We start from the raw sequence: 14212 nt of genomic DNA on the forward strand, positions 1-14212 counted from the left end.
GATCCCCCCTCTTATTTGTATTCTGTGCAAATACGCTCCAAATCAGCGATGACCAAATCGGTGTCTTTCCAGTCATAAATGGAAGCCCCTGCTGCAAGCGGATGGCCTCCGCCGTTGTATTTTTTGGCCACTTCATTGACAATCGGCCCCTTTGATCGAAGCCTTACGCGGATTTGATCGCTTTCCTCAACAAAAAACACCCAGGCCTTGATACCGGAAATATTGCCGATCGTGCTGACGAGCTGTGAGGCTTCAGACGGCGTGATATTGAACTGATTCAAAATATCCTTTGTAATAAAAACGGAAGCCACACCGTTTTCCGATAACGAGACATTTTGATAAATGTATCCGTTCAAACGCACAACATTTAATTTCGTCTCATATAATTGATCGAAAAGTTCCTGTGAAGAAAACGGATATTCGATCAGCTCGCCGGCGTATTTTAACGTCTTTTTCGTTGTGTTCGGAAAGAGAAAGCGGCCGGTATCACCGACGATGCCGGCGTAAATCAGTTCTGCTCCTTTCACGGGAAGCTTCCATCCCGCCTCTTCTTTTCCGGTCAAATACAGTTCATAAATCATTTCACTCGTTGAGCTCGCGCTTGTATCCACCCACAAAAGGTCGCCGTACTGATCTTCATTCGGGTGATGGTCGATTTTGATCAGCTTGCTGCCCAACTTGTAGCGCTGATCGGAAATTCTCGCTTGATTGGCCGTATCACAAACGATGACGAGTGCATCTTCGTAAACCGAATCTTCAATCTCATCAGGGGTATATAAAAACGACAGCGATGGTTCAGGCGCTCCGACTGCAAAAATATTTTTTTCCGGATACGTTTCCTTCAGGATTTCCGTAAGGCCGCATTGAGATCCGTAGGCATCCGGGTCAGGTCTCACATGTCTATGTATGATGATAGTGTCATATAATGATATGGTTCTGATCAATTCTTTTTTCATGCCGTGCCCCTTCTTTACTTGTTTTTAACCATTAAATCATAATAAGTTGTTGGTGGAAAGTGAAAGTCATGACTTTTTATTGTAGAAAGCGGACCCGTTTATGTATACAATGGGTTTGTAAAACTTACAATGGAGGATGTCGATTATGCCGTTTTTTGTTTTTTTCATTGTGGTTTCAGCCATTTTGTATGTGTTCTACAAAGTAAAATATGTGCGCACAAAAAGGGCGGTTGAAAAGGAATACTTCTCCGCCAAATCGAGTATGAGCTTAGGCCTTTTTATCATGTTTTTCGGGATCAACCAGCTGTTTTTATACAGAGGGGCGCTCACCGCCGTGATCGGCGTCATTTTTGTGTTGACCGGACTCGGAAGCATGTGGGCCGGATATAAAGCTTATAAGCACTATGTCCCTCTCCTTGCCAAAGAAAACGAAAGGGAAAACGCCTGAGAAAAAAAGAGGGACATCGGCACGTCCCTTAGCTTCTTTCCATCAGCTGAATCATCATCATCGCTTTGCCGACGAGAGCACCTTGGTGAAAGACTTCTATATCCATTTTTCCGAATTTCCTTCCGGCTTCAAGTATGTTCGGTTTAATTTCAATGACAGACTCCATTTGCACCGGCTTCAAAAAATAAATCGTCATGCTCTCGATGACAAGATCGCCTTTTTTGTGTGAACGCAAAAAGCGGTTTGCCGCTTCGGTCAGTATAGTCGTAAATACGCCGTAGGAAATCGTCCCCAAATGATTCGTCATTTGCGGTGTAACTTCATATTGATATACAGGTGTGGGCTTGGTCTTGTCGTTTTCCGATTCCTTGAAACCGCCCGTTATGATGTCATCGAGCTTTTCACCGACCTGCGGCTGTTTTTGAATCATTTGCAACGCTTTTAAAACATCCTGTCTGCTGATCATGCCGATCAGCTTTTGGCGTTCATCGACAACAGGAAGCACTTCAATTCCTTCCCAGACCATCATCTGCGCCGCGGAAGCAACAGATGTTTTGCCGACCACCGTAATCGGATTTTTCGTCATGACTTTTTCAATCAGCACAGAGCGGTCATACCCCGCCACATCCTTTGAGGTCAAAATGCCGTGGATTCTCATCTGATCATCAACGACCGGGAAGCGGCCGTGACCCGTTTCAAAGTTTTTTTCATACCATCTTTCCAACTTTTCATGCGGTGATAAGCAGACCGTTTTTTCGAGCGGGGTCAAAATGTCTTCAACAAGCACGACTTCTTTTTTGATGAGCTGATCATAGATCGCCCTGTTGATCATCGCTGCGACGGTAAAGGTGTCATAGCTTGTCGATATAACCGGCAGCTCGAGCCTGTCAGCGAGCTCAATAATTTCCGGCTCCGTGTCAAAGCCGCCTGTTACCAAAACAGCCGCACCCGCTTCCAAGGCCTGGCGGTGCGCATCGAACCGGTTTCCGACAATCAAAAGGTTGCCGGCTCCGGTATATCTCATCATCGCATCAAGCTTCATGGCACCGATGACGAATTTATTGAGCGTTTTATGGAGCCCTGCTTTCCCGCCGAGGACATGCCCGTCAATCACATTGACTACTTCTGCATAGGTCAGCTTTTCAATGTTTTCTTTTTTCTTCTGTTCGATTCTGATCGTTCCGACTCTTTCGATCGTGCTGACATACCCTTTGTTTTCAGCTTCTTTAATCGCTCTGTAAGCCGTCCCTTCACTCACTTTCATCTCTTTGGCAATCCGTCTGACAGAGATTTTTTCGCCGACGGGTAAGGAATCGATATATTTTAAAATCTGTTCATGCTTTGTTGCCACTCGTTTCACCTTCATCCTCTGACTGCTAGATATGATTTTATTATAAATGCTTGGGCGTTTTGACCGCAATCCGGCTCAAGGCATTCAAGCAGGGGGCTCGCCATCCTCCATCAGCTTCAGCGCGTTCTCCAGCCAGGAACAATAACCATTTTCCCGCTCCAGCGCCCTTGTCAAAACCAAGTAATGGCCGAAGTGCGGAGACTGAAAGGAAACCGGATCATCCGCTTCATCTTTCAGCTCTTGAAGCCTTTCTTTTAAAAAGGCGGCTTTTTTCCTTCGTTTCAGAAGCTGGTCGGAAAAAAGGCCTCTGGCTTCATCAAGCTCCATCGAAGAGATAAAATATGCCTTTAGCATAAATTCGTCTTTCACCGTATCGGGGACAGGCTTGTAGGCTGTGAGCCACTCGTGGAGCTCGCGCTTGCCTTCCGGTGTGATGGAGTACATTTTCTTTTCCAATTTCTCCCCTTGAATCACGGTTTGAAATTCAATAAACCCCTCATCTGTCAGCTTTTTCAGCTCGGGATAAATCTGGCTGTGCTTCGCTGACCAAAACTGGCCGAGCTCAGCTTTAAAACGGCTGGTCATATCATAGCCGCTGAGGCTGCCTTTATCAAGCAATCCTAAAATCGCGTATTTCAATACCCTCATCATCATCCTCCAACACTGCTTTAATCGTCTCTCGCTCTATTTTATCATGATCGACATGTTTTGATTGACATATAAGATCAAAAGACCCCATAAATCTCTTCCCGTTGAGGTTCCATGATTCATAAAAATCATGATTTTAATCTTTTTCTAGTGATCTCCAATCAGGGTCTTTTATATCATCCTTATTTGGTTTTCGAACAAATTCAATACATCTTTCTTCACAAGCCCCAAATTCAAGAAAGTTTTTTTGCGCTTGCCTTAATGAAGGAATATTGGCACCGCCGGAAAAATCGGGATCATCGTATTGGACTTCGTCATCCTCCCAAAAACAAACAGCGCAAATGTCAAATGTGCCTGGGGGTTTTTCATCGAGGGTTTTGTAACCACAACATGGACAAGTATATTTCAATTTTCACACCCCCAATTCACATCTATTTTTGCACATTCGTTCTCACCGCACAACAATATTCATACGTAAAAACCTGAAGCGAAATGGATAAAACACTGGGTTCGTTATCAATCAAAATAAAAGCGTGAATTCATTTGCGAATCCACGCTTAAAAGCTTATTGCGATTGATCCCGTTAGAAAATCCGGTGCGGCCAGGCCTATTTCAATTCGATCGAACCGCCGACCTCAAGCACCTTTCCGACGCCGCCCGGCAGGCTGTCTGCAAAGGCGTGCGGATCCTGCTCGATCACAGGGAATGTGGAATAATGGACGGGAACGACTTGTTTCGCCCTGAGCCACTCTGCAGCAAGCTTTGCATCTTCCGGGCCCATCGTAAAATTGTCGCCGATCGGCAAAAATGCGAGATCAATATGATTCAGTTCACCGATAAGCTTCATATCTGAAAAGAGACCGGTATCCCCTGCATGAAAAATCGTCTTCCCTTCAACAGTCAAGAGAATCCCGGCAGGCATTCCCGTATAGACCAGCTTATGGCCGTCTTCTTCGGTATAAGCTGAGCCATGGAAAGCCTGGGTTAATTTCACTTTCCCAAAATCGAACTGATGAGAGCCGCCGATATGCATCGGGTGTACATTCAGCCCCTTCCAGCCGAGATAAACCGCCAGTTCATTCGGAGCTACGACAAGCGCGTTGTTACGCTTGGCGATGTCCACTGTGTCGCCGACATGGTCATTGTGGCCGTGCGTTAGAAGAATCACATCCGCTTTGACGTTTTCAGGCTTTAAATCTGTTAATGTGTTTCCTGTGATAAACGGATCAAATATGATATTATGCTTTCCCGTCTCAACTGAGATCACTGAATGGCCATGGTAAGTCACTTTCATCATATCCACCCCTAATATCTTTTTTAAAAACGGCTTAGAGAGAATGGCGGTTTATCACATTTAAGCCGCCTGTCGCCTCAATCACCGTTCCTGTAATGTAGTCTGAATCTTCGTCACAAAGAAATGCGATGATCCTCGCGATGTCTTCACCCGTTCCCGACCTGCCGATCGGTGTTTCGTTGTCAAGCGAAGCCCTCGCTTCCGAGATCGAGGCTTCCTTCATCTCCCCGACGATGTTGCCCGGGCAGACCATGTTGGCCGTAATGCCCGAGCCCGCTTCCTCGATGGCGATCGTTTTCGTCAATGAAGCAAGTCCGACTTTCGCCGCTCCAAAAGCGGAGCGGTGCAGCCAGCCGGGCGCGTGATCTGCTCCCTGAAATCCGTAGGTGATAATACGGCCGAACTTGCGGCTTCTCATGCTTGGAATGACCGCTTTAAACAAATGGAAGACAGCGCTTAGATTGCCTTCAAGCATGTTATACCATTCATCATCAGTATAATCCGCCAGCTTTTTCCGTTCAAATATGTATGGGCCGGCATTATTAATCAGCAGGTCGATTTTTCCAAACCGCTCGAGAGCAGCGTTCACCATGTGAAGCAAATCTTCCTTTTTCGTGACATCTCCCTTTACAAACTGCAGACGGTCGAGGCATGACCGCCATTCTCTTTTGAGGCGGCTGACGGCTTCTTCATCCTGCCTGTAATTGACCGTCACTGAATACCCTTTCTCCAAGAGCGCTTCGGTCACTTTACGCCCCAAACCTTTTGAGCCGGCTGTAATTAACGCATGGCGCACATCATTTCCCCCCAAGCATTGGTTCTCGGAATTCTCCATCATTGGCATGATATTCTTTTCTACTTATACTTTACTACAAAACCATGAGGATATCACATGTAGAGCATCGGCATTTTTCAAAAATGCCGCCATTAAAAAAAGCTGAAGCCGTCGATTGTTCAATCGGGCTTCAGCCTGCGCCGGCTTTTTATTGTTTGTCTTGATCTAAAAGCGGCTGTTCGTCATCATGAGCTACAAATCCGCTGAAATAGGCATCAGAGATTTGCTGGACGGTTTCTTTCTCGCCATCGGCATCAAACAAATATGCCGATTGTAACTGATCCTTTTTCATTCCTACACCCCACTTTTTCGATTCACAGCTTTATTTTGCCTTTGATCAGCATAGTTATGAATCGAAATCGGGTCATGTTAAAAATTGTTTAAAGATTGTTTTGCTTTTTGGATCGCTTCCGCCACTTTTTTAAATCCGGTTCCGCCTTCGCTCATTCTTTTCTCAACCGCATGATGGGGGTCAAGCACGATGTAAACATCTTCCTCAAAAAGCCCGCTCGCCTTTTTGAATTCTTCCATCGGCAGACCCTTCAGGAAAATGCCTTTCTCAATACAAGTATAGACAAGCTTGCCGACGACCTCATGCGCTTCTCTGAACGGCATTCCCTTTTTCGCCAGATAATCGGCAAGCTCTGTTGCATTTGAAAAGTCCTGTTCCGTCGCTTTTTTCATCATGCTTTTGTTGACCGTCATCGTTTGAATCATGCCGGCAAAGATCTCAAGGCTTCCTTCCACCGTTTGAACCGTATCAAACATGCCTTCCTTATCTTCCTGCAAATCTTTATTGTAAGCCAGCGGAAGACCTTTCATGATCGTCAGAAGCCCAAGAAGATCGCCGTATACCCGCCCGGTTTTTCCGCGGATGAGCTCAGCCATGTCGGGATTTTTTTTCTGCGGCATCATGCTGCTGCCTGTCGCATATGTGTCGTCAAGTTCGATAAACTTAAATTCCTGTGAGCACCAAAGGATGATTTCTTCGGAAAATCGCGACAAATGCATCATCAAAATGCTGCTTGCACTTAAAAACTCAAGGATGAAATCCCTGTCGCTGACCCCGTCAAGACTGTTTTCATAAATCGAATCAAAGCCGAGCAGTTCGGCCGAATATTCACGGTCAATCGGAAATGTCGTCCCTGCAAGGGCTCCGCAGCCCAGCGGCGATTTATTGATCCGTTTTAACGAGTCATTGTAGCGTTCTTTATCACGCTCAAGCATCCAAAAGTATGCTAAAAGGTGATGGGCGAAAGAAATCGGCTGAGCCCGCTGCAGATGCGTATAGCCGGGAAGAACCGTCTCCACATGTTCCTCCGCCTTCTCGACAAGCACACTTTGAAAGGCGGCAATCAGCTCGATGATATGCTCTGTATGCTGTTTTAAATACAGATGCATATCGGTCGCAACCTGGTCGTTTCGGCTTCTGGCCGTGTGAAGCTTTCCGCCGAGCGGTCCGATTTCATCGATGAGCATTTTTTCAAGATTTAAATGAATGTCTTCATAATCAACCGAAAAATCGAGTTCGTTTTTTTCCGCTTTATTTAAAAGAGATGTCAGACCTTCTTTTATTTTGGACGCTTCAGCTTCGGTTAAAATGCCGCATTTTTCAAGCATGGAAGCATGCGCGAGAGACCCGGCGATATCTTCTTTTACAAGCGCTTTGTCAAAGTGGATCGAGGCCCCGAACTCATCGACCCATTTTTCCGGTGTTTTTTGGAACCGGCCTCCCCAAAGCTTTTTCATGCTTTAATCTGCTCCTTTTTTTTGACGATGCTGTTTACTTTTGTCGGAAGTCCCCACAGTTCGATAAAACCGACTGCCGCATGATGGTCAAAAGCATCATCTTTCGTATATGTCGCCAGTTTTTCATCATAGAGAGAGTACTCGGAATGACGGCCTTCAACGATGGCATGGCCTTTAAACAGCTTGACGCGGACGACGCCTGTGACATGCTGCTGCGTTTCTTTCAGGAAAGCGAAAAGGGCATCTTTCAAAGGAGAAAACCACAGTCCGTTATAAATCACTTCCGCCATTTTTTGCTCGATCAATGGCTTAAAGTGCGCCACTTCTTTCACCAATGTCAAATCTTCCAGCTCCTTGTGCGCTTTGATCAAAGTCATCGCGCCCGGACATTCATAGACTTCACGGGACTTGATGCCGACAAGGCGGTTCTCCACATGGTCGATACGTCCCACGCCATGCTCGCCTGCCAGTTCATTCAGCTTCAAAATCAAGTCTGACAGGGAATACGGAACACCGTCGATTGATACCGGAATTCCTTGTTCAAAAGCAATTTCGATCACTTCAGGCGAATCAGGGGTTTTTTCAAGCGGCTTCGTCAAATCATACGCTCCTTCAGGAGGCGCTGCCCATGGATCTTCAAGAACGCCGCATTCATTGCTTCTGCCCCACAGGTTCTGGTCGATTGAATATGGGCTGTCAAGATTGATCGGAATCGGAATACCGTGTTTTTCTGCATATGCGATCTCTTCGTCGCGGGACCACTTCCATTCGCGGACGGGCGCAAGAACTTCCAGATCCGGATTCAACGATTTAATGGACACTTCAAAACGGACCTGGTCATTTCCTTTTCCGGTGCAGCCGTGTGCTACGGCTACGGCATTTTCCTTTTCTGCCACTTCAACCAGCTTCTTTGCGATCAGCGGTCTTGAAAGAGCTGAGACAAGCGGGTACTTCCCTTCATACAGCGTATGAGCCTGAAGGGCGATCAGAGCGAAATCCTGTGCAAATTCTTCTTTTGCATCGATGACATAAGAATGAACAGCTCCAACCTGAAGCGCTTTTTGCTGAATGAATGCCAAGTCCTTCCCTTCGCCGACGTCAAGGCAGCAGGCCACCACATCATATCCCTGCTCCTGAAGCCATTTGATCGCGACAGAGGTATCAAGCCCTCCCGAGTATGCTAAAACCACTTTTTTCTTTTGCGTCATTTTGTAAAACTCCTCTCATCTAGGTGCTCTTTTTTGTATAAAAATAAGTTTTGTCTAATAAAAATACATTTAATATGTATACACTTTAACAAGGAAGTCTCGTTTTTTCAACCTTTTTATAAAAAAAACTTCATTCATTTTTAATGAATGAAGTTCAGTTCATATTCAGCCTGTTTTCGTTGCATCAATCGGATTTTGTTGACTGCTTGTCTTTTCTCAGCTCTCTGATGACATGGGCGATTTCAGGAACAATCAGCTTTGACATCGCAAGCTTCACCGCACCGCTTGAACCAGGCGTCGCAAAAACGGCCTTGTTTTGGATAACGCCCGCCGCCGCTCTTGAAAGAATCGCGCTTGCACCGATATCCTCCGTGTAGCTGAGCATGCGGAATATTTCCCCGAAACCCGGAATCTCTTTTGAAAAGAGGGAGACAATCGATTCGATCGTCACATCCCTTGCTGCTATGCCTGTCCCGCCGTTCAGCAAAATCGCATCGATGCGGTCATCAAGGCAGCCTTCAAACACTGCCGCCTGAATGGCTTCTTTTTCGTCTTTGACAATGTCATATGAGATCACTTCATGGCCCGCTTCCTTCAAGAATTCTTTCATCAGCCGCCCGCTTTTATCCGTTTCTTCCGATCTCGTATCACTAACAGTAATGACCTTGCAGAAGACCCGGTCGGGCGCTTCTTTTTTGTGCTGCTCAACACTCATGGATGACGCCTCCTTTTTTGCATTCCTTTTTTATTATAAAGGGAAGCGGTGATAAAAAAACAGCCTTCTCTCTAGAGAAGGCTGCCATTTTAAAATTACTGGGCCAATCTTACAACATCTCTTGCAATCATCACTTCTTCATTCGTCGGAATGATGATGACTTTGACAGGAGAATGCGGATAGCTGATAAACGCTTCTTTTCCGCGGACATTATTCAGTGCAGGGTCCCAATATACGCCCATGAACTCCAGTCCGTGAAGAACGCGTTCTCTGACTTCAACGCTGTTTTCGCCGATGCCGGCAGTGAAAATGATCGCGTCTACACCGCTCATTCTTGCTGCATAAGAACCGATGTATTTATGAATTCTGCTTGCGAACACTTCGAGCGCTGTTTCCGCACGCTCATTGCCTTCTTTAGCCGCTTCAACGATGTCGCGCAAATCGCTTGAGAAACCGGAAACACCCAAAAGACCGCTCTTTTTGTTGAGCGTGTTCAGGACTTCGTCAGCTGTTTGTCCCGTTTTTTCCATAATGAACGGAATGAGTGCAGGGTCGATGTTTCCTGAACGCGTCCCCATCGCCACACCCGCAAGCGGAGTGAAGCCCATTGATGTATCGATTGATTTGCCGCCTTCAACAGCTGCGATGCTCGCCCCGTTTCCGAGGTGGCAGGAGATCAGGCGAAGTTCTTCAAGCGGACGGCCGAGGAGCTCTGCCGCACGTTCAGTTACATATTTATGCGATGTACCGTGGAAACCGTATTTACGGATCCCGAATTTTTCATAATATTCATATGGCAGACTGTATAAATAAGATTGTTCCGGCATCGTTTGATGGAATGCTGTATCAAAAACGGCCACGGCAGGAACATTTGGAAGAACTTCTTTAAACGCTTTGATTCCGACGATATTGGCCGGGTTATGAAGCGGCGCGAGTTCTGAAATCTCTTCGATCTCATGGATCATTTCATCTGTCAATAAAACGGAGTCGCTGAACTTTTCGCCTCCGTGAACGACGCGGTGGCCGATTCCGTCGATTTCATTTAAATCCTTGATGATGCCGAATGTTGTCAGTTTATCCAGCAGCATTTTTACGGCTACGGAATGATCCGGAATATCAGTTGTTTCACTTTTCTTTTCATCGTTGACAGAAATGGTGAAGATGCCGTTGTCCAGCCCAATTCGTTCAACTAAACCTTTTGTTAATACTTTTTCGCTGGGCATGTCGAACAGTTGAAATTTCAGTGATGAGCTTCCAGCATTGATTGCGATAATTTTGGACATAAAATGACGCTCCTTTTTACCTATAGTCCGGTGACTTTATGTTCGACCCGGATCATAAAAAATATGTATAAAATCGTTCTTAGTAAATTCAAAAAATATCTGCCTTACTCATTTAAACACTAAAGAACAATCCTTTTCAAGTCGAGATCTTGAATGATAGCGTTTTCAACAAGAAATTATTATTTTCTGAAAATAAAAACAGTCAGAGAATACCATCTCTGACTTGCTTAGTTCTTTTCCTGCCGAATCCAATTGTCGAGTTTAGCCGTCATGTTGAGCATCGCTTCTTGATTTGAAAACGACGGGATTTGAGCAAGCAGCACCTGTTTCGGCGCGATCGCCTGTTCCCCGTGCTTTTGCAGGATCAGGATGCTTTTGGCATGCGCCTCATCTTTAAAAATCGATGATGGCAGCTGGAGAACTGCATTAATATGCGCATGATCCTTTAAAAAGGTGCGCAGTTTTTCACTCTGGCTGCTTTCAAACAAATGGTTCGGAATCATGAAAAATAAATATCCGCCCGGCTTTGCGTATGTCAGGCTTTGTTCAATGAACAGATGATGTGAAAAAGAGTGTCCCTCATCGGCTTTCAGCTGGAATGCCGCAGCGCTTTCATCATCCGGATAGTATCCGACAGGAAGATCGCAGAGAACCGTATCGACCGGGTCCATAAAAATGGGCTGCAAGCTGTCCTGGTTAAACAATTCAATTTCTTTTTGCTGAAGGTTGGCCTGAACATACGCGAGCTTGATCAGTACATCGTCAATGTCTGAGCCGAAGGCTTTGCCCGCCTCATGAGAAAGCTGGTTTAAAACGGCAAGCAAAAGGTTGCCGGTGCCGACTGCCGGATCAAAAAGCGTCATCCCTTTTTTGCTCTCCATGAATTTGTTGACAAGATATCCGATAAATAAGCCGATGGTATCCGGCGTCATCTGTCTGTTCGGATGGGGAATTTCCTTCTGGCCTTTCAGTATGGCCAGCTGGAACGCTTTGCGTATCGATTCATGGCTGCATTCAAAAAAGCGGACTTTGCCGATAAGAGCCTCCAGTTTTTGTGCAGCTGCTTCAGACAATCCGCGGTTTGCATCCTCAGAAAAGTACGCCTCGCCAGCCTCTGCCAGAGCCTCTAAGTATGGAATGTCCCGATCGCCGGCAATGATGTTCGCCCCTACGTCAAGCCATTCATATATTGTTTCCACTTGATTGTTCTCCATAATGTCTCTCCTTATTAAAAAATCAGAGTCCATGAAAAGAGCTCCGGGGAGTTGATCACCTGGAGCCCTTTAAACGTTCATTTTACTTCACGAGCGATTTGGCAGCTTCAATCGCTTTTTCATAATCCGGATGATTTGTCGCTTCACTGACATATTCAGTATAGACGACTTTTCCGTTTTCATCTAAAACAAATACAGCGCGGGCAAGCAGCCTTAATTCCTTGATATAAACGCCAAACGCTTCCCCGAATGACATCTCGCGGTGATCTGACAATGTTTCCACATTTTCGATACCGTTTGCCCCGCACCAGCGTGCCTGTGCAAACGGAAGATCTGCACTGATTGTATACACTTTCACTGAACCGAGGCTTGCGGCTTCTTCATTGAAACGGCGGGTCTGTGCATCACATACCCCTGTGTCAATAGATGGGATGACAGAAATAATCGCCGGTTTGCCTTTGATATCTTGAAGTGTCACTTCTTCTAGCGAGTTGGAGAGCACCGTGAAATCTGGAGCCTGGTCTCCGACATGCACCTCTGACCCTACCAGTGTCACAGGGTTTCCTTTAAATGTAATTGAAGCCATCATCATTCCTCCTTCACTTATGTATGACTCTACTATAAAAGAGTTTAGGCCAAACTGCAAAACTTACGTTTAAAAACGAACAGAAAAAAGTTAACTGCATCAGGCAGTTAACTTTGAAGGGCTGCTATTCTTTAAAACGGTGTGTTGTTTTGCTGATTCATCTGTTGTTTTTGCTGGGCGTTTTTCTTAAACATTTGCTGAATCCGTTCAATCGTTTGCGGGGCCGCTTCCAAAATTTTGTCAACGACATGCGTATTTTCATCCAAATGCAGAATTTTGACGCCCGATGAGCCGACAATCAAAAAGGCGATCGGTGTGATTGAGACACCTCCGCCGCTGCCGCCTCCAAACGGAAGCTTCGCTTCCTTCCGCTCGCGCTCTCCGTCGCTTGCTTTTGATTCCGCTGGTTTATTGCCGCTGAACTCGCTTCCTCCCGCTGCAAACCCGAAGCCGACTTTGGAGACGGTTAAAATGACACTGCCGTCAGGTGTTTCTACAGGATCTCCGATAATGGTATTGACATCGATCATTTCTTTTAAATTTTCCATTGCGGTTTTCATCAAACCTTGAATTGGGTGTTCAGCCATATTCATTTCCTCCTATACTGATGAATCATTCTTTGTTGAACCCGACAGATGTTTAGGCAGCTTAAACAAGCCGCGCATTTTCCCTTTCCAATGAATAACGATTCTGAAAGCTGCGGTTATAGCATGTCCAAGGCGAAAATGGAATATACATGTCAGGTGCGTTTTGGAGGACGGCTGGTTAAAAGCAGGGATCACTTCATAATCGGGTTGATGATCAAAGCAAAAAAGCAGATCCAGCACAGCGATCACCCATCCCTTAACAGACCAGGCAGCACCCGTGATTATTCCGGTTAAAGCGGCATCGGAAAATCCGAGTACAGACGTCCATTCCAGTTTTGTCACATGTATTCGCTTCAAAAATCCGCGGACGATCGGCTGAAGATTGATGACCTGTTCGACCAGCTGTTTCATCTGCCTTATTTGATCCAGCATTTCCCCGTGGCCGACTTTTCTTTTCTTTTGATCTTTTTTTAAGGCTGTTTTCGTCCGTTCTTTCACATCGATCGTCATATCATCCGGATTGACTTTTATCAGGGGAATTTCCTTTTTGATGTGAAGAAGGCCGAATCCCGTTCGAATCTTAACTGTCAGGCGGTCATCATCAGATGAATGAAGGTATTCAACCGCCACGCGGATTTTCATGATCAAAACCGCTGCCAACAGAAGCAGCGCTCCGGCAATCCATATGTATACCATGATTTCACTTCCTCTTATACTAGGCATTATGGGAAGAAATCCGGCAAAATAAACATGGCGGCTTCAGACAGCAAAAAACCCGGCTTTAAATAGCCGGGTTTTCATCTGCTTTATTTGTTTTCCGATACAATTTTTCATGTACAACTGCTGTATCGGCTATAAAATCGTGGACACCTTGTTTTTTCGGCGAAAACGCCACTACGATATACGTGATATACAGGCTGTTGATGTAGCGGCCGATGAATTCTCTGAAGAGGATAACATCCCATGTCAGCCCCTTTTCCGGAATCAGTGACACAACCTTCAGTCCGAATACCATTTTGCCCAATGTCTGCCTAAAGTACTTTGTCATGACGGCGAAGTAGGCAAAAAACACGATAGCCGTCGTGACCGAGTATAGTGAAAACGTAAATAACCCAGATTCTTTCGGTAGATTGAGCAAGCTGAAAACAGGAGATATCACTAAGCGGTTCAAGCTGCCGACGACAATGCCGTCGAGCAGAAAAGCCCAAAATCTGATCCAAAAACCGGCATAGGCATGCTCCAACAGCGGGGCCGATTGTTGCTCAGAAGCTTCAGCGGGCGGTGTTAATTCATGATGACCTTTTTCATCATAAGTCATATCCATTTTTCGGTCCCCTC

General features: G+C 45.7%; 17 protein-coding genes. 1 reads left to right on the plus strand and 16 read right to left on the minus strand.

Translation table 11 applies throughout. The annotated features are described in order from the left end of the window. Positions 1-11: 11 nt before the first annotated feature. Positions 12-956 (minus strand): DHH family phosphoesterase, encoded by a 945-nt coding sequence (locus P3X63_RS15950; RefSeq protein WP_026588241.1) that lies wholly within the window; start codon positions 954-956, stop codon positions 12-14. 145 nt (positions 957-1101) lie between these two features. On the opposite strand from P3X63_RS15950, the gene P3X63_RS15955 reads away from it, so the two are divergent. Next, a complete protein-coding gene (locus P3X63_RS15955; protein ID WP_026588242.1) occupies positions 1102-1404 on the plus strand; it encodes a YtpI family protein in 303 nt (100 codons plus the stop codon). Between the two features lie 28 nt (positions 1405-1432). On the opposite strand, the gene P3X63_RS15960 is transcribed toward P3X63_RS15955, so the two are convergent. The 15 genes from P3X63_RS15960 to P3X63_RS16030 form a co-directional block, all read right to left on the minus strand. Further along, the gene (locus tag P3X63_RS15960; protein ID WP_077736211.1) at positions 1433-2755 is read right to left on the minus strand and encodes a CBS domain-containing protein; all 1323 of its coding nucleotides are present in this window, start codon (positions 2753-2755) and stop codon (positions 1433-1435) included. A gap of 84 nt (positions 2756-2839) precedes the next feature. Beyond that, on the minus strand, positions 2840-3403 hold the full coding sequence (locus P3X63_RS15965) for a PadR family transcriptional regulator (protein WP_026588244.1): 564 nt from the start codon (positions 3401-3403) through the stop codon (positions 2840-2842). Between the two features lie 136 nt (positions 3404-3539). Beyond that, positions 3540-3812 (minus strand): CPCC family cysteine-rich protein, encoded by a 273-nt coding sequence (locus tag P3X63_RS15970; RefSeq protein WP_026588245.1) that lies wholly within the window; start codon positions 3810-3812, stop codon positions 3540-3542. Positions 3813-4010: 198 nt separating this feature from the next. After that, entirely contained in the window at positions 4011-4697 is a 687-nt protein-coding gene (locus P3X63_RS15975) for a metal-dependent hydrolase (protein WP_026588246.1), read from the minus strand. Positions 4698-4731: 34 nt separating this feature from the next. After that, on the minus strand, positions 4732-5493 hold the full coding sequence (locus P3X63_RS15980) for an SDR family oxidoreductase (RefSeq protein ID WP_026588247.1): 762 nt from the start codon (positions 5491-5493) through the stop codon (positions 4732-4734). Positions 5494-5680: 187 nt separating this feature from the next. After that, a complete protein-coding gene (locus P3X63_RS15985; protein WP_179115701.1) occupies positions 5681-5824 on the minus strand; it encodes a hypothetical protein in 144 nt (47 codons plus the stop codon). Positions 5825-5901: 77 nt separating this feature from the next. Next, entirely contained in the window at positions 5902-7281 is a 1380-nt protein-coding gene (argH, locus tag P3X63_RS15990) for an argininosuccinate lyase (RefSeq protein ID WP_026588248.1), read from the minus strand. Next, positions 7278-8489, minus strand: coding sequence for an argininosuccinate synthase (locus tag P3X63_RS15995; protein ID WP_026588249.1), 1212 nt, complete (start codon positions 8487-8489; stop codon positions 7278-7280). Before P3X63_RS15995 ends, argH begins: the two co-directional genes overlap by 4 nt. A gap of 184 nt (positions 8490-8673) precedes the next feature. Then, on the minus strand, positions 8674-9204 hold the full coding sequence (locus tag P3X63_RS16000) for a MogA/MoaB family molybdenum cofactor biosynthesis protein (RefSeq protein WP_277691436.1): 531 nt from the start codon (positions 9202-9204) through the stop codon (positions 8674-8676). A 95-nt stretch (positions 9205-9299) separates the two neighbouring features. Continuing rightward, positions 9300-10487, minus strand: coding sequence for an acetate kinase (locus P3X63_RS16005; RefSeq protein WP_026588251.1), 1188 nt, complete (start codon positions 10485-10487; stop codon positions 9300-9302). Between the two features lie 227 nt (positions 10488-10714). Beyond that, entirely contained in the window at positions 10715-11701 is a 987-nt protein-coding gene (locus tag P3X63_RS16010; RefSeq protein WP_026588252.1) for a class I SAM-dependent methyltransferase, read from the minus strand. A gap of 82 nt (positions 11702-11783) precedes the next feature. Beyond that, a complete protein-coding gene (tpx, locus tag P3X63_RS16015) occupies positions 11784-12287 on the minus strand; it encodes a thiol peroxidase (RefSeq protein WP_026588253.1) in 504 nt (167 codons plus the stop codon). 131 nt (positions 12288-12418) lie between these two features. Then, positions 12419-12874 (minus strand): GerW family sporulation protein, encoded by a 456-nt coding sequence (gene ytfJ, locus P3X63_RS16020; RefSeq protein ID WP_026588254.1) that lies wholly within the window; start codon positions 12872-12874, stop codon positions 12419-12421. 12 nt (positions 12875-12886) lie between these two features. After that, positions 12887-13570 carry a DUF2953 domain-containing protein gene (locus P3X63_RS16025; RefSeq protein ID WP_277691441.1) on the minus strand — a complete coding sequence of 228 codons (684 nt, stop codon included), beginning with the start codon at positions 13568-13570 and terminating at the stop codon, positions 12887-12889. Between the two features lie 85 nt (positions 13571-13655). After that, positions 13656-14198 (minus strand): RDD family protein, encoded by a 543-nt coding sequence (locus P3X63_RS16030; protein ID WP_026588256.1) that lies wholly within the window; start codon positions 14196-14198, stop codon positions 13656-13658. Positions 14199-14212: the final 14 nt, after the last annotated feature.

It is taken from the genome of Bacillus sp. HSf4, assembly GCF_029537375.1.
Lineage (GTDB): Bacteria > Bacillota > Bacilli > Bacillales > Bacillaceae > Bacillus > Bacillus sonorensis_A.

What these genes read in the sequence shown, in the direction of transcription:
- P3X63_RS15995 (WP_026588249.1), bottom strand. Translation starts at nt 8,489, where the DNA reads ATGACGCAAAAGAAAAAAGTGGTTTTAGCATACTCGGGAGGGCTTGAT.
- argH (WP_026588248.1), bottom strand. Translation starts at nt 7,281, where the DNA reads ATGAAAAAGCTTTGGGGAGGCCGGTTCCAAAAAACACCGGAAAAATGG.
- P3X63_RS16025 (WP_277691441.1), bottom strand. Translation starts at nt 13,570, where the DNA reads ATGGTATACATATGGATTGCCGGAGCGCTGCTTCTGTTGGCAGCGGTT.
- P3X63_RS15950 (WP_026588241.1), bottom strand. Translation starts at nt 956, where the DNA reads ATGAAAAAAGAATTGATCAGAACCATATCATTATATGACACTATCATC.
- ytfJ (WP_026588254.1), bottom strand. Translation starts at nt 12,874, where the DNA reads ATGGCTGAACACCCAATTCAAGGTTTGATGAAAACCGCAATGGAAAAT.
- tpx (WP_026588253.1), bottom strand. Translation starts at nt 12,287, where the DNA reads ATGGCTTCAATTACATTTAAAGGAAACCCTGTGACACTGGTAGGGTCA.
- P3X63_RS16010 (WP_026588252.1), bottom strand. Translation starts at nt 11,701, where the DNA reads ATGGAGAACAATCAAGTGGAAACAATATATGAATGGCTTGACGTAGGG.
- P3X63_RS16005 (WP_026588251.1), bottom strand. Translation starts at nt 10,487, where the DNA reads ATGTCCAAAATTATCGCAATCAATGCTGGAAGCTCATCACTGAAATTT.
- P3X63_RS15955 (WP_026588242.1), top strand. Translation starts at nt 1,102, where the DNA reads ATGCCGTTTTTTGTTTTTTTCATTGTGGTTTCAGCCATTTTGTATGTG.
- P3X63_RS16000 (WP_277691436.1), bottom strand. Translation starts at nt 9,204, where the DNA reads ATGAGTGTTGAGCAGCACAAAAAAGAAGCGCCCGACCGGGTCTTCTGC.
- P3X63_RS16030 (WP_026588256.1), bottom strand. Translation starts at nt 14,198, where the DNA reads ATGGATATGACTTATGATGAAAAAGGTCATCATGAATTAACACCGCCC.
- P3X63_RS15965 (WP_026588244.1), bottom strand. Translation starts at nt 3,403, where the DNA reads ATGAGGGTATTGAAATACGCGATTTTAGGATTGCTTGATAAAGGCAGC.
- P3X63_RS15985 (WP_179115701.1), bottom strand. Translation starts at nt 5,824, where the DNA reads ATGAAAAAGGATCAGTTACAATCGGCATATTTGTTTGATGCCGATGGC.
- P3X63_RS15975 (WP_026588246.1), bottom strand. Translation starts at nt 4,697, where the DNA reads ATGAAAGTGACTTACCATGGCCATTCAGTGATCTCAGTTGAGACGGGA.